General features: G+C 70.8%; 18 protein-coding genes. 13 read left to right on the top strand and 5 right to left on the bottom strand.

Translation table 11 applies throughout. From position 1 onward, the window contains the following. Positions 1-75 precede the first annotated feature (75 nt). Positions 76-1,350, top strand: a complete 1,275-nt coding sequence (locus V6V89_RS21120) for a hypothetical protein (protein ID WP_334620911.1) — start codon at positions 76-78, stop codon at positions 1,348-1,350. A gap of 103 nt (positions 1,351-1,453) precedes the next feature. Next, positions 1,454-1,765 carry a hypothetical protein gene (locus tag V6V89_RS21115; RefSeq protein ID WP_334620910.1) on the top strand — a complete coding sequence of 104 codons (312 nt, stop codon included), beginning with the start codon at positions 1,454-1,456 and terminating at the stop codon, positions 1,763-1,765. Here V6V89_RS21115 and V6V89_RS21110 read toward each other — a convergent pair. Further along, a complete protein-coding gene (locus V6V89_RS21110; protein ID WP_334620909.1) occupies positions 1,762-3,429 on the bottom strand; it encodes a metallophosphoesterase family protein in 1,668 nt (555 codons plus the stop codon). The two genes, V6V89_RS21115 and V6V89_RS21110, sit on opposite strands and share 4 nt — an antisense overlap. 270 nt (positions 3,430-3,699) lie before the next feature. Between V6V89_RS21110 and V6V89_RS21105 the strand changes: the two genes are divergently transcribed. Continuing rightward, on the top strand, positions 3,700-4,821 hold the full coding sequence (locus V6V89_RS21105; protein WP_334620908.1) for an alpha/beta fold hydrolase: 1,122 nt from the start codon (positions 3,700-3,702) through the stop codon (positions 4,819-4,821). On the opposite strand, the gene V6V89_RS21100 is transcribed toward V6V89_RS21105, so the two are convergent. Continuing rightward, positions 4,805-5,779, bottom strand: a complete 975-nt coding sequence (locus V6V89_RS21100) for an NAD-dependent epimerase/dehydratase family protein (protein WP_334620907.1) — start codon at positions 5,777-5,779, stop codon at positions 4,805-4,807. The two genes, V6V89_RS21105 and V6V89_RS21100, sit on opposite strands and share 17 nt — an antisense overlap. Before the next feature lie 84 nt (positions 5,780-5,863). On the opposite strand from V6V89_RS21100, the gene V6V89_RS21095 reads away from it, so the two are divergent. After that, positions 5,864-8,197, top strand: a complete 2,334-nt coding sequence (locus V6V89_RS21095) for a GMC family oxidoreductase (protein ID WP_334620906.1) — start codon at positions 5,864-5,866, stop codon at positions 8,195-8,197. Between the two features lie 22 nt (positions 8,198-8,219). Here V6V89_RS21095 and V6V89_RS21090 read toward each other — a convergent pair whose 3' ends face one another. Next, the gene (locus V6V89_RS21090) at positions 8,220-9,470 is read right to left on the bottom strand and encodes a serine hydrolase domain-containing protein (protein ID WP_334620905.1); all 1,251 of its coding nucleotides are present in this window, start codon (positions 9,468-9,470) and stop codon (positions 8,220-8,222) included. Between the two features lie 331 nt (positions 9,471-9,801). Here V6V89_RS21090 and V6V89_RS21085 point away from each other — a divergent pair, with 331 nt between their 5' ends. Further along, positions 9,802-11,949 (top strand): carbohydrate-binding domain-containing protein, encoded by a 2,148-nt coding sequence (locus V6V89_RS21085; protein WP_334620904.1) that lies wholly within the window; start codon positions 9,802-9,804, stop codon positions 11,947-11,949. Positions 11,950-12,049: 100 nt separating this feature from the next. Here the strand turns inward: V6V89_RS21085 and V6V89_RS21080 are convergent, their stop codons facing one another. Next, positions 12,050-12,889 (bottom strand): class I SAM-dependent methyltransferase, encoded by an 840-nt coding sequence (locus tag V6V89_RS21080; RefSeq protein WP_334620903.1) that lies wholly within the window; start codon positions 12,887-12,889, stop codon positions 12,050-12,052. Positions 12,890-13,121: 232 nt separating this feature from the next. Between V6V89_RS21080 and V6V89_RS21075 the strand changes: the two genes are divergently transcribed. From V6V89_RS21075 to V6V89_RS21060, 4 genes are all read left to right on the top strand, one after another. Further along, positions 13,122-14,075, top strand: coding sequence for an alpha/beta hydrolase (locus tag V6V89_RS21075; protein ID WP_334620902.1), 954 nt, complete (start codon positions 13,122-13,124; stop codon positions 14,073-14,075). Then, on the top strand, positions 14,068-15,189 hold the full coding sequence (locus tag V6V89_RS21070; RefSeq protein ID WP_334620901.1) for an acyltransferase family protein: 1,122 nt from the start codon (positions 14,068-14,070) through the stop codon (positions 15,187-15,189). Before V6V89_RS21075 ends, V6V89_RS21070 begins: the two co-directional genes overlap by 8 nt. 10 nt (positions 15,190-15,199) lie before the next feature. Then, positions 15,200-16,489 (top strand): sensor histidine kinase, encoded by a 1,290-nt coding sequence (locus V6V89_RS21065; protein ID WP_334620900.1) that lies wholly within the window; start codon positions 15,200-15,202, stop codon positions 16,487-16,489. Positions 16,490-16,601: 112 nt separating this feature from the next. Beyond that, the gene (locus tag V6V89_RS21060) at positions 16,602-17,270 is read left to right on the top strand and encodes a response regulator transcription factor (protein ID WP_334620899.1); all 669 of its coding nucleotides are present in this window, start codon (positions 16,602-16,604) and stop codon (positions 17,268-17,270) included. Here the strand turns inward: V6V89_RS21060 and V6V89_RS21055 are convergent. Next, a complete protein-coding gene (locus V6V89_RS21055; protein WP_334620898.1) occupies positions 17,267-18,145 on the bottom strand; it encodes an NAD(P)-dependent oxidoreductase in 879 nt (292 codons plus the stop codon). The genes V6V89_RS21060 and V6V89_RS21055 overlap by 4 nt on opposite strands. An 82-nt stretch (positions 18,146-18,227) precedes the next feature. Between V6V89_RS21055 and V6V89_RS21050 the strand changes: the two genes are divergently transcribed. The 4 genes from V6V89_RS21050 (at position 18,228) to V6V89_RS21035 (ending at position 20,590) form a co-directional block, all read left to right on the top strand. After that, the gene (locus V6V89_RS21050; RefSeq protein ID WP_334620897.1) at positions 18,228-18,590 is read left to right on the top strand and encodes a MerR family transcriptional regulator; all 363 of its coding nucleotides are present in this window, start codon (positions 18,228-18,230) and stop codon (positions 18,588-18,590) included. A 30-nt stretch (positions 18,591-18,620) separates the two neighbouring features. Continuing rightward, a complete protein-coding gene (locus V6V89_RS21045; RefSeq protein WP_334620896.1) occupies positions 18,621-19,427 on the top strand; it encodes an NAD(P)H-binding protein in 807 nt (268 codons plus the stop codon). Positions 19,428-19,498: 71 nt separating this feature from the next. Continuing rightward, positions 19,499-19,933 (top strand): CBS domain-containing protein, encoded by a 435-nt coding sequence (locus tag V6V89_RS21040; protein WP_334620895.1) that lies wholly within the window; start codon positions 19,499-19,501, stop codon positions 19,931-19,933. A 42-nt stretch (positions 19,934-19,975) separates the two neighbouring features. After that, a complete protein-coding gene (locus tag V6V89_RS21035) occupies positions 19,976-20,590 on the top strand; it encodes a zinc-ribbon domain-containing protein (RefSeq protein ID WP_334620894.1) in 615 nt (204 codons plus the stop codon). Positions 20,591-20,649 lie beyond the last annotated feature (59 nt).

Here is a 20,649-nt window from a genome sequence, read left to right as displayed (position 1 = left end):
GCCACCAGACAGCCAGTCATCTACTCCGATGCTTCAATGCTTGCGCTGGGCGGCTCATCAATCGGAGGGATGCGCATGAAGGCTCACAGGGTGGTTCTCGCCTGCGGCGTGGTACTGGCCGCGCTGCTGGCGGGCAATCCGGCCGCGATGGCGGCGCCAGAGGGGGAAAAGGGCAAAGGTTCGCCCGTCACGGAAAGCGCACAGGCGCAGAAGCCGGTCGCCGAGGAAGACGGGCTGAGGATTGACGCCGCCAACTATGCCGCGGACTACGGTGTCGGCGCCAGCGAGGCGATGGCGCGCCTCGTCGCGCAGAAGGAGTACGGCCAACTGGTCGAGCGGGTCGCTAAGGCCCACCCCGACTCGTTCGCCGGCTCGACCATCGACCACGGCAAGGATTTCGGGCTCCGGCTGTACTTTACGAGCGCCGCGCCCGCCGGCGCCGTCGAGCGTACCGTCGCGTCGACCAAGCTGTCCCGCCCAAGCGTTCGCGTCGACAGGTCAGCGAAGCTGAACGCCGCCCAGAGCGTCGCGCTCGTCGAGGCCGTGAAGGTTCCCGCGGAACTCGTCGGGTCCGTGGATGGGCTCGCCTACGACGTGACCACCAACACGATCACCCTGGATGTCGCGCCGACGAGTGCCAGGGCGACCCAGACCGCGCCAATGCTCGAAACGGCGGTCACGGCGACCGCGCGTAGCCTGGCCGTCCCAGCACCACGGATCGCCGTCAACAGCAAAGCCACCCGGGTGTCCGACGGCCACAGCGGCGGCCTGCATCTGACCACGTGCACCACCGGGTTCGCGGTATCCGTTGGCGGCACGCAGGGAATCACGACCGCCGGCCACTGCGGTGACACCCAGAGCTACAAGAACTACTGCTGCACCAACTGGTGGCCGATCTACTTCCAGTCCGAGGCGCGCACCGCCTCTGCCGACGTGCAGTGGCACACCACCAACATCGGCGTGTACCCGCGCTTCACCGCGAGCAGCGAGACCTCGTACCGCACCCTGACCGGCAGCGTGCTGCGCACCGGCCAGCAGGGCCACTACGTCTGCCACCGCGGCAAGACCACCGGCTACTCCTGCGGCACCGTCCAGAGCAACGCCTACCGGCTCACATACGCCAACGCCTGCCCTGGCACCACCTGCAACGCGACCTGGGTACGCCTGACCGGCGAAAGTCTTCTGTGCTACCCCGGCGACAGCGGCGGCGTGGTTTTCAACGCCTATAGCGCATATGGTCTCTACAAGGGCCAAGCCTCGTCGGGCACCGCCGTCGGAGACTGTTCGGAGATGTTCTACATGCCCATCGACTACATTTCCGCCATCGGTGCGACACTCCTATTCGGTTAGCTCAGCCTCCCGGCGCGCGGGTGCGTTCCCGCGCGCCGGGATCGCGTTGACGCTGCTCCTTGTCGCGTGCACATCCGAAGACGATTCGGCTGGTGACGATTCAGTGCGCTACGCCACCTATCAGGCCACCACCGCGCTTGGCGAAGGCGACGGCGCCGCACTCGACGGCACTCTCGCGACGCGCGGCGAGTGCCTGGTCGTCGAGACGGACGACGGATCGGTCGTGGTGCCCGTCCTGCCCGCGTCGGCGACGACGTGGGACGGCGGTGCCGAGCGGCTCACCATCGGCTCCTCCGAGTATCGCGTCGGCGACAGGGTCAGCTTCGGCGGCGGCTACAGCGGCCGGGCGCCGGACGTCGAGATCCCCAGCGCGTGTGCGGATCTCGGCGAGCATTTCCTCGTGTCGACGCCCTAGGAGCGCACGCGCACGGGGGGCTCGATGAGGCGGACGTCGAGCTTCTCGGGCGGCTTCGGGACCAGGCGCGGGCCCTTATCGCCTGTCGCGGGCTCCCAGTCGCGCACCGACTTCCGCAGGCCGATCGGGAAGATGCTCAGGGTGCCGTCACGCTCGATCCGGCAGCGCAGGAAGCCCTTGTAGTCCTCGATGGACAGCGCCGCGAACAGCTCGTTGACGTTGACCTCCCGCCGCGACACCACCAGCAGCCACGCCGCCAGCAGCTCCGCGACCAGGACGCCCCCGGCGACGGCCGCGCCGGCCACGACACCGGCCCGCTCCAGCCACCCCCACTCGCCGGCGATCCGCGGGATCCACCAGACCATCGCGATGGCGGGTGCGAGTTGGACCAGTGCCAACCCGACCCCGTAGCGCCACCGGCGCCCTCGGCTGCCGGTCCGGGGCTTGGTGAACGCGACCGCTCCCCCGCCCGCCAGTGCCAGCAGCGCGACGACCCACAGCCACGACCCCAACAGCGCCCCGGCAGCGAGCAGCCCGTAGAGCCCGGCGAAGACCAGGAGCAGCGTCCAGTTGCGGGCGGCGAGCCGCCACAGGACCGTCCAGGACACGCGACTGGACTCCGGCCGCGGCGGCCACGTCTCGCCACGGCGCTTGTACGTCAGCTTGGCGGCCGCTTCGGCGCGGGTGTCGGACAGCTTGGCCGAGACCGGAAGCTCTTCCGGCAGCAGGTGCGTCGCGGACGTGTACGCCCCGCCCGTCCCGGCGGTGACCAGGATCGGCGTATCGGGCTGGTCGCTCTGGTAGCGCGCGTAGTGATGCACGTCGCCGGTCAGCACGACCCGCACCTGCCGCGCGCGCTCCCCCAGGCTGTACCGCAGGAAGTACGCCAGCCGGTCGATCGAGGACTCGGTCGGTTCGTACCAGCTTGGCACCGCGGTGCAGACGATCACCGAATCGTTGTCGCCGATCTTCTCCGCGACCTTCTTGAAGTACTCCAGCTGGGGCTTGTCGATGTACGTGTCGAGCTGGATGTCGATCGCCATCAGCCACCAGCCGTGCGGCAGGTCGAGCGCGAAGTAGGAGCGCTTCTGGCGGGTGCACCAGCCGCCGATGTTCTCCTGCTGGCCGAACACGCGCAGGAACGCGGTCAGCCCGTCGTACCAGTCGTGGTTGCCCGGTACCGCGTACAGGACCGGGCTGTCGGCTGTGGCGTTGCCGCCGGCCGCCTCCGGGAACGCGGCCGCGTACACCTTGGTCGTGCGCTGCTCGTACGCCTCCACGTCGCCGAACGGATAGACCTGGTCACCGCCCATGACCAGCACGCTGCCGCGCGGCAGGACGCCGCCGGCCTCCGGCAGGTCGAGGTCGCTGGCGAGCAGGCTGGCCACCGAGTAGGTCGCGTCGAAGCCGTCGCCGATGTCGCTGACGTAGTCGAACCAGAATTCGCCATCGCCAGTATGCGGGAAGGTGGATTGCTCGAACATCGGCCCCTGCTGCATCTCGCGCCGGTCGGCGTACTGGCCGAAGACGCCGGCGAGGACGGCCTTGAGGCCGGTGCGAACCAGTTCGGTGGGCGAGAGCCAGCGCACCGCGCCCAGCCGGGTGAGAGTCGATTTTCCGGCAGCTGGGTTGGGTACCGCTGGCCGCGTCTCTAGCGTGTCCACATCATGAAAGAGCTCCGGACAGAGATCGAAATCGGGACCCCGCCCAAGAAAGTTTGGGCGGAGCCGCTCGACCACTCCGGGTGCCGGTTCACACGGTCGGAAACCGGCAGCGGTGTATTAGCGCCGCCGCTCATGCCTCTGTAGATGCGACACATCCTGGACGGCTACCGGCGGCTGAGCGTCGCGGATGAGCCGCGAGGGCACACCAGAACCTCAAGGGACCCGGCCCGGGAGGCCAAAGTGGACCCCAACCGGCATACGGAGAAATTCATGTCACGTGAGATACCGCTGTACACCCTCGCCGGCGTGCCGGACGCGACCGTCACGCCGTACTACTTCCACACCGAGGACAAGATCGGGCTGAGCATGTTTCGCTTCAGCCGCGGCACCGCTGGCGAGGCCGTGCTGATCATCCACGGGCTCACCACGTCAACCGACATGTTCATCATGCCGGAGCACTACAATCTGGTGACCTACCTGCTCGACAACGGGTTCAGCGACGTCTGGTGCCTGGACTACCGGATGAGCAACCGGCACTCGTACAACCTGTTCAAGACCCGCTACAACATGGACGACATCGCACTGTTCGACTATCCGCCGGCCATCGAGGTCATGCGCCAGCAGATCGGCGACAAGCCGATCCACGTGATCAGCCACTGCCTCGGCGCCATCTCGTTCACGATGAGCGTGTTCGGCAAGGCCGTCAGCGGCATCAGCAGCGTCATCGCCAACAGCGCCGCCCTGACACCGCGGGTGCCCGGGTGGTCGAAGGTCAAGCTGCAGCTCGCCCCGTTCGGCGTCGAGACCGTGCTCGGCCTGACGTACCTCAATCCGCTGTGGAGCGAGGATCCGGGGTTGTCGCGCGGAAAGCTGTTCTCCAAGATGGTGTCGGCCTTCCACCGCGAGTGTGACGTGCCCGCCTGCCACATGCTCAGCCTCATGTGGGGCACCGGCTGGCCGGCCCTGTACAGCCACGACAAGCTCGCCGACATCACGCATCGCCGGGGCGGCGACCTGTACGGGGCGACGAGCGTGCACTACTACCGGCACGTCCGCAAGATGGTCAAGGCGGGCCACGCGGTGAAGATGGAGCCGGGCAACCCGACATACGACCGGCTGCCCGACGACTACTTCCAGCACGCCGCCGAGATCGACACGCCTTTCATGTTCGTCACCGGCGACCAGAACAGGGTCTTCACCGACTCCAACATCGTGTGTCACCACGAGCTGGAGAAGATCGTCCCGGGCCGGCACGAACTGCGGATCCTGCCGGGGTACGGGCACCAGGACCCGTTCATGGGCGCGGCCGTCGCCCAGGACGTGTTTCCCCACTTCCTCCGGTTCCTGGAAAAGCACCGCAGCCGGCAGGGGCAGGTCACGGCGGCGAGCTGAGCGCCGCCATACCCTGCTCCCGGGTCACCGGCGGGCGGTAGCCGAGCTCGTTTGTGGCCCGGCTGATGTCGACGGTGCACTCCAGCGCCGACAGCCACACCGCCGTACGCGTGATCGGCGGCTCACCCGGCAGCCGCAGCACCCGCCACGCGCCTTCCGCGGCCACGGCGACGAAGCGGGCGACGGCCGGCGGAAGGCCGCGGTCTGGGATCGTCACGCCCTGGGTGCCGACCAGCTCGCCGATGAAGTCGCGAAACACCACCGGCGGGCCGTCGGTCACGAAGTACGACGGCCCGGGATCGCGCGCCGTGGCGGCCAGGACCAGCCCGTGTACCGCGTTGTCGATGTACGTCGTCGACGTCAGGTGCCGCCCGCCGCCGATCCATCGGAACCGTCCCTCGCGGACCGCCTCGACCAACGCCGGCAGGATCGTCGCGTCACCCGGACCCCACACCAGCCGCGGCCGCACCACCACGGTGCGCAAGCCGCCGCCGTTGGCCTCGCGGACCGCCAGCTCGGCCATCGCCTTGGTGGAGCAGTACAGCGACTTCGAGTCGGGCCGCAGCGGCGTGTCTTCGTTGATGTCGATCAGCGGCTCACCGGCGAGCATGGCCGCCTCGGTGCCCACGTGCACCATGCGCGGCACGCCCGCCCGCCGGCACGCCTCGATGACGTTGCGCGTGCCGGTCACGTTGCCGCGCAGGTACTCCTCGCGCCGCCCCCACTGCTTGACGAACGCGGCGCAGTGGAACACGACGTCGGCGCTGCCGGCGCCCGTGGCAAGAGCGTCGACCTGGTCGAGGTCCCCCGCCGCCGGCTCGGCGCCGGCCACGGTCACCGCCCGCGCCGACCGCTCGCTGCGGGCCAGCGCCCGCACCTGCCAGCCGTCGGCGACCAGGCGACGGATCAGCGCACCGCCGACGAACCCCGAACCACCGGTCACAAACGCAACAGCCATGGCTGGTCATTATGCACCTGGGCGGTTGCTGAGTGTATTCGTCGACGGCCACATGCCTCTATCCAAGGATGAGAGGGGGCACTGATGAGTGAGCACGTCCACGCTGTCGTGGTGGGTTCCGGCTTTGGCGGCTCGGTCGCGGCGTACCGGCTGGCCGAGGCCGGCCGCTCGGTGGTGCTGCTGGAGCGCGGCAAGGCGTACCCGCCGGGCAGTTTCGCCCGCACGCCCGCCGAGATGGGCCGCAACCTGTGGGATCCGAGCGAGGGCCTGCACGGGCTGTTCGACATATGGTCTTTCCGCACGCTCGACGGCGTGGTCTCCAGCGGCCTCGGCGGCGGCTCGCTCATCTACGCCAACGTGCTGCTGCGCAAGGACGAGCGCTGGTTCGTCGACGAGTCACCCCTGCCGGGAGGCGGATACGAGCACTGGCCGGTCAGCCGCGCCGACCTCGAAAAGCACTACAACGCCGTCGAGCGGATGATGGGCGTCACGCCGTACCCGTACGAGAGCACCCGCAAGACCGAGGCGATGCGGCACGGCGCCGAGCGACTCGGCCTGTCGTGGCAACGGCCGCCGCTCGCCGTGACGTTCGCGTCCCGGCCGCAGGACGCGCCCGTCGCCGGCGCGCCGGTCGCCGACCAGCCGTACGGCAACCTGCACGGCCTGCCCCGCCGCACCTGCCGGCTGTGCGGTGAATGCGACATCGGCTGCAACGACGGCGCCAAGAACAGCCTCGACCACACCTACCTGTCCGCCGCCAAGCGCCACGGCGCCGACCTGCGCACCCGCTGCGAGGTCCGCACGTTCGCGCCCCTTTCGGGCGGCGGATACGAGGTGTCGTACGTGATACACGACCCCAAGGCCGAGGGGCACAAGACGGCCACCGGCGACCTGCCGCTACATCGGATCACCTGTGACCGCCTGATCCTGGCCGCTGGCTCGTTTGGCACCACGTACCTGCTGCTGCGCAACAGGGCCGCGCTGCCGGGCCTGAGCACCGCCCTCGGCAGCCGCTTCAGCGGAAACGGTGACGTGCTGGCCTTCCTGCTCGACGCCAAGGACCCCACCGCCCACAATGGACTGCGGCGGATCGAGGGCAGCCGAGGGCCGGTGATCACGAGCGCGATCCGGATCGACGACGCCCTCGACGGCGGCGGCGCGACCGGCCGCGGGTACTACGTCCAGGACGGCGGATACCCGGTCTTCGCCGAATGGCTGGTCGAGGCCTCCCAGATGCCCGGCACGCTGCGGCGCGCCGCCCGGTTCGCCCTGGCCCGCCTGCGGGCCCAGTTCAGTCGCACGCCGGCCTCGAACATCTCCGGTCTCGTCGGCGCCCTCATCGGCCCCGGCCGGCTCGGTGACGGATCGCTCCCCCTGCTCGGCATGGGCCGGGACGTCCCGGACGGCGTCCTGCGGCTACGCGGCGAATACCTGGACGTCCAGCTGACCGCCGAGACGTCCCGCGAGTACTTCGATCGACTGCGCGGGACCATGCGCGCCATCGCCGCCGAGCTCGGCGCCCGCTTCACCGACCTACCGACCGCGTGGGCCAAGCGGTCCATCACCGTCCACCCGCTCGGTGGCGCGCCGATGGGCCGCCACCCGAAGGAGGGCACCTGCGACGCGTACGGTGAGGTCTTCGGCTTCCCCGGCCTGTACGTCCTCGACGGCGCCCTGCTGCCGGGCCCGGTCGGCGCGAACCCGTCGCTGACCATCGCCGCGGTCGCCGACCGCGCGTGTGACCGGATCATCAGCACCCCGCTCGCCGCCGCCGCGGGCACCAACCGAACGGGAGACGCCGTGCCGACCAGTCTGAGCTTCACCGAGGAGATGAAAGGCTTCGTCGCCAAGGAGCCCGTCGATCCGATCCGCGGTGGCGAGCTGGGTCGATCCAAGGACCAGAAACTCATGTTCCGCCTGACGATCACCGTCGACGACGTCGACCGGTTCGTCGGCGACCCCGCACACGAGGCCAGCACGACCGGGTACGTCGAGTGCGACCTGCTCGGCGGCCGGCTCCCCGTGATCCGCGGCTGGTTCAACCTCTTCGTCCGCGACGGCGACAGCGCGCGGCGACGGATGTGGTATCGCCTGCACTTCAACGACGGCGACGGCAACCCGCTGACCCTCGTCGGCCGCAAGGACGTCCAGGACGACCCCGGCTTCGACGTGTGGCGCGACACCTCCACGCTCTACCTGACCATCTACAGCGGCCACCTGTGGCCGGGCGACGACAGCGCCGCGCCGGCGGTGGCCAGCGGCGTCATCACCATCCACGTCCCGGACTTCCTGCGGCAGCTCACCACCTTCCGCACCGAGCCGCGCTCCCGAGAGGCGTTCGAGAGGTTCGCCCGGTTCTTCCTCGGCACCCTGTGGGACGTCTACGGCAAGGTGCTCACCTCATCTCACGCGGACTGACGGGAGGGGTGGCCCCCCGCTCCTACGCCCACGACCCGCTGGGCATGGCGATCCGCATCGGCGCCGCGGACCGGGCCGACGCCGCGCCCGGGTCGCAGAACGCCGCCAGCACCAGGTCGACGAGCGGCCCATCGAGGTCGCCGTCGCCCCACGGGTTGACCGACAGGGCCAGTTGCCGGCCACCGTCGGAGGTGCTCATCGCCACCGTGACGTACCCGAAGATGCCGCCCGTGTGCCCCCACAGCGTCCCCCCGCAGGGCAGGACGAGGCTCTGGAGCCCAAGGCCGTAGTCCGCCTCGGGGTACGAGGTGCGCATCTGGGAGAGCAACGCCGGGCCGAGCAGGCGGCCGCCGTTGAGCGCGCCGTAGAACCGGTTGAGGTCGGCCGCGGTGGACACCATCTCACCGGCGGCCCAAGCGATCGACGGGTTGAAGACCGTGATGTCGACCGGCACGTACCCGCCATCGCGCTCCAGCGGCAGGTATCCGTGCGAGTGCGGGCCGGTCAGGAACGGCGACGTGCCGGGCAGCTCGGTGTCGCGCATCCGCAGCGGCCGCAGGATCCGGCGCTCGACCTCGGCCGCGTACCGCCGGCCGGTCGCCCGCTGCACCACCAGGCCGAGCAGGACATAGTTGGTGTTTGAGTACGACCAGGAGGTGCCGGGCTCGAACAGCGGCGGCTGCCCGGCCGCCAGCACCAGCAACTCCTGCGGCGTCCACTTGCGGTAGCGCGCGCGAACAAGGTCGGCCACCGTCGGGTACAGCTCGTCCAGCCGGTCGGTGTAGTTGAACACGCCGCTGGTGTGCTGAAGCAGGTGGTGCAGCGTGATCCGGTCGCCGCCGGGCACGACCCCGGGCAGCCACCGCTCGACGGTATCGGTCAACGCCAGCCGCCGCTCGCCGACCAGTTGCAACACGACCGTCGCCACGAACGACTTGGTGACGCTGCCGACCCGGAACCTGCCGTGGGGCGGCACCGGTCGCGAGGTGCCCAGCTCGGCCACCCCGGCGCTCCCCCGCCACACCCAGTGCCGGTCGCGCACTTCGGCCAGTACCCCCGAAGCCCCGCCCGCGGCCATCGCGTCCAGCGCGGCCTGGAGTGCGGCGGCGTTGGGTGGTTTCGCGGCCGGCGGTGCGGCCGCCGCCGGTGCGGCGGTGGCCGTTCCAGCGGTCAGCGCGACCGCAGCGGCGGCACCGGACCTCAGCATGGTTCTACGCGTCGCCATCGTGGCTTCCCCCAAATCGCCCTTCGACACCATGACATCGACGAGCATGCCGGCATTGGACCGGCGGCGACTCCTGCCCAGGAACGAAATCACCCCGTAGGGCGCCTGACGCTGACTGAGACATCGATGGGTGAAGTTTTCCTCGGCGCTGTGCGCGGCAGCTGGCGGGGCGTTGCTGGTGTGCGCGGCAGCTACGAGGCTGACTACGCGGGTTGATCGGATCGTTCGGCGAACTCCCAGCGAAATTTGAGCTCCATCGATTACCACAGATGCCTCTGACACCGGTAATGTCCATCCATGTTTGTAAATCTCTAACCGTGTGGTTAGCGGATGTTCACCGGACTGGCCAGCGGTCAGCCAGGAAAGGACAGGACGGACGATGCCACGTACCCGAAAGCTCGCCATCCTCGTCGCCGCCGCGGCGCTGTCGGCCACCGCCTGGTTGGGTGTGGTCGCTGTCGCCGGGGCCCAGGCGGACGACATTGGGCTGCTCGCGGCGGGCGACGCGGCAGCGGCCGCGATCGCGGCCAACGCGGCCGACCATGACGATCCCGCGGACCACTCGTGGAACTCAGCCGACGTCGCCGCCATCACGCTGACCGGTGCGAGCGCCACGAGTACCAGCCCTGACGTCGCGGTCAACGGCGGCGTCGTGACGATCACCGGGGCCGGTACATACCAGCTGAGCGGCTCGCTCACCAACGGCCAGGTGGTCGTCAACACCACCGAGTCCGGGATCGTCCGGCTGATCCTGAACGGCGTGACCATCGGCAACTCGACCAGCTCGGCGATCAACGTCGTCGACGCCGACGAGGTGATGGTGTTCCTGAACGCCGGCACCACCAACCGGCTGTCCGACGCCACCAGCTACGTCTATCCCGACCCGAGCGTCGACGAGCCCAACGCCGCGCTGTTCAGCGCGGCCGACCTCACCATCGCCGGCACCGGCTCGCTGGTGGTGACCGGCAACGCGTACGACGGCATCGCCAGCAAGGACGGTCTGGTCATCGCCGCGGGCACGATCACCGTGACAGCGGTCGACGAGGGCATCCGGGGCAAGGACTACCTGGTGGTCAACGGCGGCACCGCCACGGTCACCACCCGCGCCGGCGACGGTCTGAAGGCCGATGAGGACGGTGACGCCACCCTCGGATACGTCCTCCTCACCGGCGGCACCGTCGACGTCACCGCGGCCGGCGACGGCGTACATGGCGAGACCGACGTCATCACCACCGGCGGCGCGCTGACCGTGCGGGCCGGCGGCGGCCGCACCGCCACGCTGCCCGCGGACGCGTCCGCGAAGGGCCTCAAGGCCGGGGTCCTCATCGTGACCGGCGGCGGACAGATCACAGTGGACGCCGCCGACGACGCCGTCAACTCCGACATCGCGGTCGCCATCGACGGCGGCACCCTGAACCTCGCCACCGCCGACGACGCCGTACACGGCGAAACCACCCTGGACGTCACCGCCGGCACGGTCAACGTGACCAACTCGTACGAAGGGCTGGAGGCGCTCAAGCTCACCATCAGCGGGGGCGTCGTCAACGTCGTCTCCACCGACGACGGCCTCAACTCCGCCGAGGAGGGCATCAACGAGTTCGCCGTTGCACCCAACGCGTTCATCCGGATCACCGGCGGCTCCGTCTCGACCAGCGGCGGCACTGACGCCATCGACACCAACGGGACACTCTCCATCACCGGCGGCACCGTCGCCGCGCACGGCTCGGACACCCGCGCCGGCGGAGAAGGCGGCCTCGACTCCAACGGCCCGATCACCTTCTCCGGTGGCACCATCTTCGCCACCGGCCTGACAGCCGTCACCGGGACGATCGCGAACACCTCGCCGCAACGGTGGATCACCTACCGGTTCGCCGCCCGCCAGGCCGCCGGCACCATCGTCCAGGTCGCCTCCGGCACCACGGTCATCGCCGCCTACCGCGCGCCGAAGGCGTTCCAACAGGTCGCCCTCTCCTCCAACCAGGTCATCGGCGGCCGCAGCTACACCATCCACACCGGCGGCAGCGTCTCCGGCACCCCTGTCGGCGGCCTGTACCCCAGCGGAAGCCTCACCGGCGCCACCCAGGTCGGCACCGCGACCGCCAGCGGCACCACCGTGACCACCGGTCCCACCTCCGCGAACCCGACCACCCCCGGCACGTCGCCGACCAACGCCACCCCGACGACGCCCGGAACCAGCCCGGGGACCGCCGCCTGCCGGATCAGCTACGCCATCACCAGCCAGTGGTCCGGCGGCTTCCAAGGCGATGTCACCATCACCAACACGGGCGCGACGGCCGTCAACGGCTGGACGCTGCGCTGGGCGTTCCCCAATGGACAGCAGATCACCCAGGCCTGGAACGCCGGCCACACCCAGTCCGGTACCCAGGTGACCGCCACCAACGCGTCCTGGAACGGCGCCATCGCTCCCAGCGGCACCGCCAGCTTCGGATTCACCGCCACTTGGACGGGCGCGAACGCCAAACCGGCCGCGTTCACCCTCAACAACGCCGCCTGCGCGGTCGCCTGACCCCCGGTGTCGCGGCGGCGCGCGATGGAGGCGCCGCCGCGGCATTGGCGCTCTTCGAACGCTGGGTAAGCCGCCGCGCCCGGCAGGCCGAGCCGGCGCTCTAGCCTCGACGCCCCGTGCGGGCGGCGGTGTAGACGACCGTCAGGCGGGGGTCCTCGACGATACCGCCGTGCTCGTCGTCGATGATCGCGCCGAGCCGGGTCAGGAACTGCTCGCGGTCGGGCGGGGCGAGCTCCGCGATGTTCGGAAACGTCGACCACAGGTCACGTGCGGTGTCGGCGGTCAGGGCCTGTTGCCATTCGACGATGTCGACGTCGATGTCGTCGAACCAGCCGCCAGCGGTCAAGCGCTGCCGCCACCGATCGGTGTCGAGCACGTGCGAGCGGCTGCTTCGATAGCCGGGTTCGGCGGGCAGCAGGTCGTGATACACCTCGTCGAGCCGGTCGCGAAACGGTGTCGGCCGGTTGGTGTCGCCGAACTCGTTCCACCAGGCGGCCAGCCAGCCACCGGGCCGGACCAGGCCGGCGATCTTCTCGATCGCGGTGACCGGGTCGAGCCAGTGCAGCGACGTCGCCGCGACCGCCAGGTCGAACCCGCCGGGAAGGTCGGCGGTCTCGAAGTCGGCGATCGTGACGTCGAGCCGGTCACACTCATGGGTGGCGGTGAGGATCGCGGCGAGGTCCGCGCCGGGTTCGACCGCGACCACGTGCGCGCCGGCGGCCAGGAGCGGCCCGGTCGCCAGGCCGTTTCCGGCGCCGATCTCGAGTACCCGGGCGCCGGGCCGTAGCCCGCAGCGGCTGGCCAGCAGGTCGAATACCGCGTCCGGGTACGGTGGCCGGCCGCGGTGGTAGGTGCTCGCGGCGGAGTTGAACGACATCCGGCGGCCGGGACGGGCGGCACCAGGCGACGCCGAAATGCCGGATTCGGTCGAATCATCCACTCAAGGAGTCTGCCGTCCTGGCCGAGACCCGGCAACCTGTTTTGGACCCGGCCCTCGCGCCGATCAACGGAGCGTGCCGGCGCGGCACGGGCACCGCGGGGGTAGGGCACGGGCCGTGTAGTACCTCGGGACTACGCCGGGAGTCGGCTCTACGGGGGGACGCGGGTTACGGCGGGTGATCCGTAGCTTCAGTGCCGGAAGAACGAATCCCGGTGCGAAGGGCGGATCGAACGTGGCATCGCGTACCCCAATCGGCAGGTTGCGCCGCGCTGTGCTGGCCGCGCTCGTCGGCACCGCAGTCGTGGTACCCATGGCAGGTGCGGCGCGGCCGGCGGCTGTACCGGCGCCGCCGCCGGTGTCGCTCGGGCCGTTGCGGGCCGCGACCTGCACCACCGACGTGGCCGCCCGATTCGCCGCGAACCGCGACGGCGTCCTGGCCGCCGAGCGGACGGCGGCCGGGCACGGCGACCGGCGGCGGGCCGCCGCGCTGCGCGCGCTGGCCGACCCGGCGCGAGGTCTGCTGTCGTTCGACGGCCGCGACGGCGGTCGCAGCGCCGAGGTGTTCGGCGACCTGTGCCGGGCGGAGCGGATCGCCGTGCTGGTGCCGGGCTCCGACACCAGCTTCGAGCAGTACGGGCGGCTGCGGGACGGTGCGCAGGCGCTGCTCCAGCGGCTGGGTGACCGGTCAGCGGTGGTCGCCTGGCTCGGCTACCCCACGCCGAGCATGCTCAGCTTCTCGGTGTTGACACCGCGACGGGCCGAAGCCGCCGCCCCAACCCTGCGCGCCTTCGTCGACGAGGTGGCCGCTGCCAGGCCGGCGGCCAGGCTGTCGGTGCTGTGCCACTCGTACGGGTCGGTGGTCTGTGCCAGTGCCGCCGAAGGGCTGCCCGCCTCCGACATCGTCCTCTATGGAAGCCCCGGCACCGGCGTCGACGAGGTCGCCGCGCTGCGCACCACTGCCGCGGTGTGGGCCGGCCGGGGCGCCGAAGACCTGATCGGCCGGGTGCCACACGTGCGGCTGCGGCTGCCCTTCGTCACGGTCGGGTTCGGCACCGATCCCACCTCGCCCGGGTTCGGCGCGCGCCTCTTCGCGGCGGGCGACAGCGCACACAGCGACTACCTGAGGCCCGGCTCGGTGTCGCTGGACAGCATCGCCGCGATCGTCGCCGGAGACAGCCGTGCGTGACCTCATCCGGCGGATCGAGGCCGCCACGCCGCCGGATCGCGACCGGTCCGTCGATGCGCTGCGCGCGTTCGCCGTCGCCGGTGTCGTACTTGGACACTGGCTGGTCACCGCGCTGGTCGTAGACAGCGGCACGGTAGGCGGATCGAGCCCGCTGCGGCACCTGCCGCTGCTCGTCCCGGTGTCCTGGGTGTTCCAGACGCTCGCCGTGTTCTTCCTCGTCGGCGGGCTGGTCTCGACCCGCGGGTACGCCCGCGGTGTGCCCTACCGGGCGTGGGTCGCGACGCGGATGGCGCGACTGTTCCGCCCGGTGGCCGCCGTGCTGGTGGTTTGGGTCCTGGTGGCCGGGGTGCTGCTGGCGTCCGGTGTGGACCCGCAGACCGTGCGCACGCCGCTACGCCTGGTGCTGTCACCGCTGTGGTTCCTGCTGGTGTTCGCGGTGTTGACGGCGGCGACGCCGCTGATGTCCAAAGTGCACCCGGCATGGCCGCTGGCCGTCGTGGCGCTCGTCGACGTGCTGCGGCTCGGCCTTTCCGCTCCGGCCTGGCTGGGCTGGGCCAACCTGGCGGCGGGCTGGCTGGTCCCGTACACGATCGGCGCCGCCTGGGCGCGCGGGCGGCTGCGCGACCGCACCACATTGTGGGTGCTCCTGCTCGGCGGCGCCCTGGCGACGGCCGCGCTGGTCCGCTGGGCGGGTTACCCGGCGTCGATGGTCGGCGTACCAGGCGACGGCTTCTCCAACCTGAACCCGCCGAGCCTCGCCGCCGTCACGTTCGGCCTGGCGCAGTGCGGCGCTGCCGGCCTGCTGCTCGGACCGCTGCGCCGGCTGATGCGGCGCCCGGCCGCCTGGGCGGCGGTGGCGCTGGTCAACCTGGCCGCGATGACGATCTTCCTGTGGCACCAGACCGCGATGATCGCGGTCACCGCGCTGGGTTTGCTCACCGGCCAGCGGCTGCCCGGGCTGCACACGGTGCCGGACGGGCCCGCCTGGGTGATGGCCCGGTTCGGGTGGCTGCCGGTGTTCGCGCTCGCCATGCTGGTGTGCTGCGCGGCGTTCCACGGCTATGAGCGGGTCAGGCCCACGAGGCTCAAGGTCACGACTACCGGGAGTGCCTAGGATGGACCCAATGACCACGGGCGGTGACAAGGGTGCCGGGCGGCGTCTGGTGGCCGCCGTCCGGGCGGTGCGCGGCGACCTCTGGACGGTAGCGGCCGACCCGATGCCGCCGATGGCGTGGCCGCGCTGGCTCGCCCGGCTGCCGCACGTGCTCGTCGCGCTCTACGCGGTGCTGGTGTTCTGGGCGTACGAGGGTGTGACCCAGATATCGGCCGTGCTGACCGGGGTGCAGGCGGCGGCCGTCGTCATGGCGCTGTTCCGCCCGGTACCCGCCTGGTGGGTGGTCACGCTCGCCATGATTCCCGGCACCGCGGTGGCCGGCGACCCGTACCCGTGGAGCCACGGCACGATCGCCACCCTCGCGGGTGTGATGTTCCTGCTCGCGCTGCGCGCCCGCCCTCGAACCGCGTTCGCGGCGCTGGCCGTCAGCGTGCTCGTCGGCCTGGCGTGCACCGGGTTCGACGCCCACACGAACAATCCCAACGGCACGTGGATGGTGGCGTTCTTCTACACCGACGTCGGTCAGGCCACGTCGATCTGCGGCCTCGCCGCGCTGCTGGGCGGGTTCCGGCGCGCCCGGCGGGTCGCCCGCAGCCAACTGGCGGCGCAGGCGCAGATCTCGGCCGAAGAGCGGGCCCGGCGCACCCTGCTGGAGGAGCGCACCCGCATCGCCCGCGAACTGCACGACGTCGTCGCACACCACCTGTCGGTCATCTCCATCCAGGCACAGGTCGCGCCGCACCTCGTCGCCGACCCGCCCGAGGAGCTGAAGCAGAACCTCGCCGGCATCCGCGGCAACGCCCTGGAGGCCCTCACGGAGCTGCGGCGGGTGCTGGGCGTGCTGCGCGTGGAGAGCAACGCGCCGCCGAACGCCGGGCACACGCCGCAGCCCACCCTGGAACGCTTGGACGAGCTGATCGGCAACGTGCGCGACGCCGGGCTCACCGTCACCAGCCAGACCACCGGAGAGCCGCGCCCGCTGCCGCCGGGCGTCGAGCTGTCCGCGTACCGGATCGTGCAGGAGGCGCTCAGCAACGCGATCCGGCACGCGCCCGGCGCCAGCGTGCGCGTCGAGATCGCGTACCACCCCGCCGATCTGGTCATCCGGATCGTCAACACCGCCCCGACCGGGCCGGCACCCGCCACTTCGGCCCCTGCCTCGGAAGAAGGGCACGGCCTGCTGGGCATGCGCGAACGAGTCGCCATGCTCGGCGGCAAGCTGGCCACCGGGCCCACAGTGGACGGTGGCTTCGAGGTGACCGCCAACCTGCCCGCGATGACGACGAGGACCACGCCATGACCCAATTAGCCGCCGCTCACCTCCGCTCGCGCGGGTCATGCGCCACCAGGCCCCCCTGCAGCCGCCGGTCGCTTCGGTCGCCGCACGTGGTGTCGGTTGCGGGCGGTGGCGCATGACGATCCGGGTACTGATCGCCGACGACCAGATGCTGGTTCGGCAGGGCTTCACGGTGCTACTCAACGCCGAACCCGGCATCGAGGTGGTCGGCCAGGCGGTCGACGGCCAGGACGCCGTGGCCAAGGTCGCCGAGCTGGTGCCCGACGTGGTGCTGATGGACATCCGGATGCCCGTCGTCGACGGGATCGACGCCACGCGCCAGATCACCGAGCCCGCCGGCGCCGCCGTGAAGGTACTGATCCTGACCACCTTCGACCTGGACGAGTACGTGTACGAGGCGCTGCGGGCCGGGGCGTCCGGGTTCCTGCTCAAGGACGCCTCGGCGGCCGAGCTAGCGCACGCGGTACGCGTCGTGGCCGCCGGCGACGCCCTGCTGGCGCCGAACGTCACCAAGCGGCTGATCGAGGAGTTCTCCCGGCTGGGCAGTGCCCCGCGCGCCCCGCTGCGGGAGCGGGTCGGCGAGCTGACCGAGCGCGAGACCGAGGTGCTCGCCCTCATCGCGCAGGGCCTGTCCAACGCCGAAATCGCCGAGCACCTCGTGCTGGCCGAGCAGACCGTCAAGACCCACGTGAGCCGGATCCTGACGAAGCTCGGCCTGCGCGACCGCACCCAGGCGGCCGTCTTCGCCTACGAGACGGGCGTGGTCCGCCCGGCCGGAGCCTAGGACGCCTTGCGGAACTGCTCGATCATCGCCGTGTAGCTGTCGCCGCCGCGCCCGTCGGCGACCGCCCGTTCGGTCAGAGCCTTGAAGAACTGCGGCAGTTCGGCGTTGACCCCGGCGGCCTCGCTCTCGTGGATGAGGTGATCCATTGCGGCCAGGTGGGTATCGATGCTGGCGTCGTCGGCCGGATAGCTGCCCTCGTCGACCTGCCGCGCATACCCGGGCAGCCAGTCGGTCACCGTCCCGATCACCTTGCGGGCGAACGGTACGAAGGTCGTGGCGTCCACACCGGCCGCACCGAGCAGCGCCACCCCGTGTAGGAACGCGTCACCGATGCCCCACATCAGCCCGAGCATGGCCACGTCGTACAGCGACGACAGGCCGTGGTCGCCGCCCAGGTACGTCGGATCGCCGCCGAGGCTGCGCAGCGTCGCCTTGTGCTCCTCGAAGGCGGTCCGCGGCCCGCTGTACAGGATCGTCGTGTCCGCCGCGCCGATCGCCGGCGGGATGGCCATGATCGCGCCGTCGAGGTACCCGTCACCGAGCCACTCAGCGGTTTCCCGTGCCTGCGCCGACGTACCCGAGGTCAGGTTCACCACCACCCGGCCGCGCAGGGCCTCGCCCAGCGGTTCGAGCAGGCCGCGGACCGTGTCGTAGTCCGAGACGCAGACGACCACGAGCGGGCTCGCCGCGACGGCGTCGCCGACCGAGCCGGCGAGCGTCGCGCCCTCCGCGACGAGGCGTTCGGCCTTCTCCGATGTGCGATTCCACACGGTCGTCGGGTGCCCGTCCCGCAGGAACGCCCGGGCCAGCGCCTGACCCATCAGGCCAAGGCCGAGGACGGTCACCGGAGTGTGGCCAGCGTCGCTGTTTCCCATCAGTTTTTCCCCTCACATGTGTCGATGGTGCTGGCAAGATCGTGAGGGTTGATACCGGTATGAAGGTCAAGGGGAAACGCGCATGCTGATCGGAGAGTTGAGTCGGCGCACCGGGGTCAACCCGCACCAGCTGCGCTACTACGAGACCCAGGGCCTGCTCGAACCCGACCGTGGTGCCAGCGGCTACCGCGAGTACACCGACGACGCCGTGGTGACCGTCACACAGATCCGAAAGCTGCTCGGCGCTGGGCTGTCGACCCAGGACATCGCCTACCTGTTGCCGTGCGTGACCGGCACCGAAGCGGACATCGAACCCTGCCCCGAGGCGCTGGACGGCCTGCGCGCACGACTGAAGGGGCTCGACGAGCGCATCGACGCGCTCACCCGATCCCGCCAGGCCCTCCACGCCTACATCGACACCACGAAGCGACGCGCCCGGCGGTGACTTGTCGTACCCCGGTGTTCGACTGAGGACATGATTGTTGTGCTGGGTGCCACTGGCACCACCGGCCGGCGGTTGACCCGGCGGCTGCGCGCGGCCGGGGCCGAGGTGCGGGCCGCATCCCGCCACGGCGAGGTCCGTTTCGACTGGTCAGACCCCGAGACCTGGCAGCCGGCGGTGGCCGGCGCCTCCGGCATGTACCTGATGGCGCCGCACGAACAGCCGATCGACCCGGCGTTCGTCCAGCTCGCGGTCGGGCAGGGGGTGCGGCACCTGGTGCTGCTGTCCAGCCGCGGCATCGAGGCCATGGGCGACGAGCGGCTGCTGGCCGCCGAGCACACCGTGCGCGAGTGCGGCGCCGACTGGACCATCCTGCGGCCGGACTGGTTCAACCAGAACTTCGACGAGGGCTTCTTCCAGCCGGCGATCGTGGCCGGCGGGCTGGCGCTGCCGGTCGGCGACGCCCGGCAGGCGTTCGTTGACGCCGACGACATCGCGGCGGTCGCAGCCGCGGTGCTCACCGGCGACGGGCACGCCGGGCGCACCTACGAGGTGACCGGCCCGCGAGCGTTGACGTTCGCGGAGGCGGTTCGGGCGGTGGCGGAGGCCAGCGGCCGGCCGGTCCGGTTCGGCGGCACCGACGACGACTACCGGGCGCAGCAGGCGGCGCTCGGCGCGCCCGCCGAGCAGACCGACGCGGAGATCGCCGCGTTCACCGCGCTGCGCCTGCTCGGCGACCAGCAGCCGAGCGACGCCGTCGAGCAGGTGGCCGGGCGTCCACCGAAAGACTTCACCACCTACGCCACCGAGGCGGCGGCCCGCGGCGCGTGGGCTGGCTGAGTGTTACGGGCTGCCGCAAAGCGCCCAGATGACTAGGCTGGACCACATCAAGGTACCCCCGGGAGGTCCAGATGCGGATCAGCGACGTGCTGCGGGTCAAGGGCAACCGAGTGATCACGGTCGGTCCCGACACGGACGTGAGGCACCTGGTGGCGGTGCTGGCCGAGCACAAGATCGGCGCTGTCGTGGTGTCGGGCGACGGCCGCACGGTCGACGGAATCGTCAGCGAGCGCGACATCGTGCGGGCGCTGTCCGAGCGGGGTGCCGGGGTGCTGGCCGAGCCGGTCACCGTGATCCACACCGCCGAGGTGCACGTCGTCGGGCCAGACAGCCACGTCGAGGAGATGATGCGGCTCATGACCGACCACCGCATCCGGCACGTGCCGGTGGTCGCCGACGGTGTGCTCTGCGGGCTGGTCAGCATCGGCGACGTTGTCAAGAACCGCATCGACGAGCTGGAGACCGAGCGCACGGCATTGACCAACTACATCTCCGGCGGCCGCTGACCGCTCCAGCCCGGCAAAACGTCCCGCTGGTACGGTTCGGCGGTGATTATTTTCGGCTTCTCGGTCTTCTACATCTTTGGTCTCATCGGCTCCGGCCAGTTCGCCTGCCCGAACTGTGGCGGCGACCGTGAGTACCAGCACCGGACCGCCCGCCGATTCTTCACGCTCTTCTTCCTGCCAGTGATCCCCCTGGACAAGGTCGGCGAGGTCGTCCAGTGCCAGACCTGCAAGGTGCGCTTCGACCCGGCGGTGCTGCAGCGGCCCACCAGCGCGCACCTGGCCAGCGCTCTTCCGGCCGGGATGCGCGCCGCCGTGGCAGCCGTCGTGCGCGCCGGCGGCAACTCCGAGCCCTCCCTCCGCGCCGCCGTCGACGCGGTGCGCTCAGCGGGCGCGCCCGACTACGACGTCACACGGCTCCAGGCGGATCTCAACCTGCCCGCCCCGGCCGCAGCCGACCTGCTGCGGACCCTGGCCGCGAACCTCACCCTGGACGCCTGCGAGCGCTACCTGGCCGAAGCCGTCCGGGTCGGTCTCGCCGACGGCCCGCTGTCGCCCGCCGAGCTCGAATGCGTCCGCTGGATCGCCAGCAACCTCGGCCTGACCCCCGCCCACGCCCACGGCGTCATCTCCACAGTCGAGCAGTCCACAACCCACTGAGGCATCGAGCGCGGCCACCCCGCGGCGCCCGCGCCGCCGCCCCGCCGCGCCCCGCCGCC

Source organism: Micromonospora sp. CPCC 206061 (assembly GCF_036906915.1).
Classification (GTDB): domain Bacteria; phylum Actinomycetota; class Actinomycetes; order Mycobacteriales; family Micromonosporaceae; genus Phytohabitans.
Note: the sequence above shows the minus strand (reverse complement) of the source record. Positions and strands in the feature narration are given on the sequence as shown.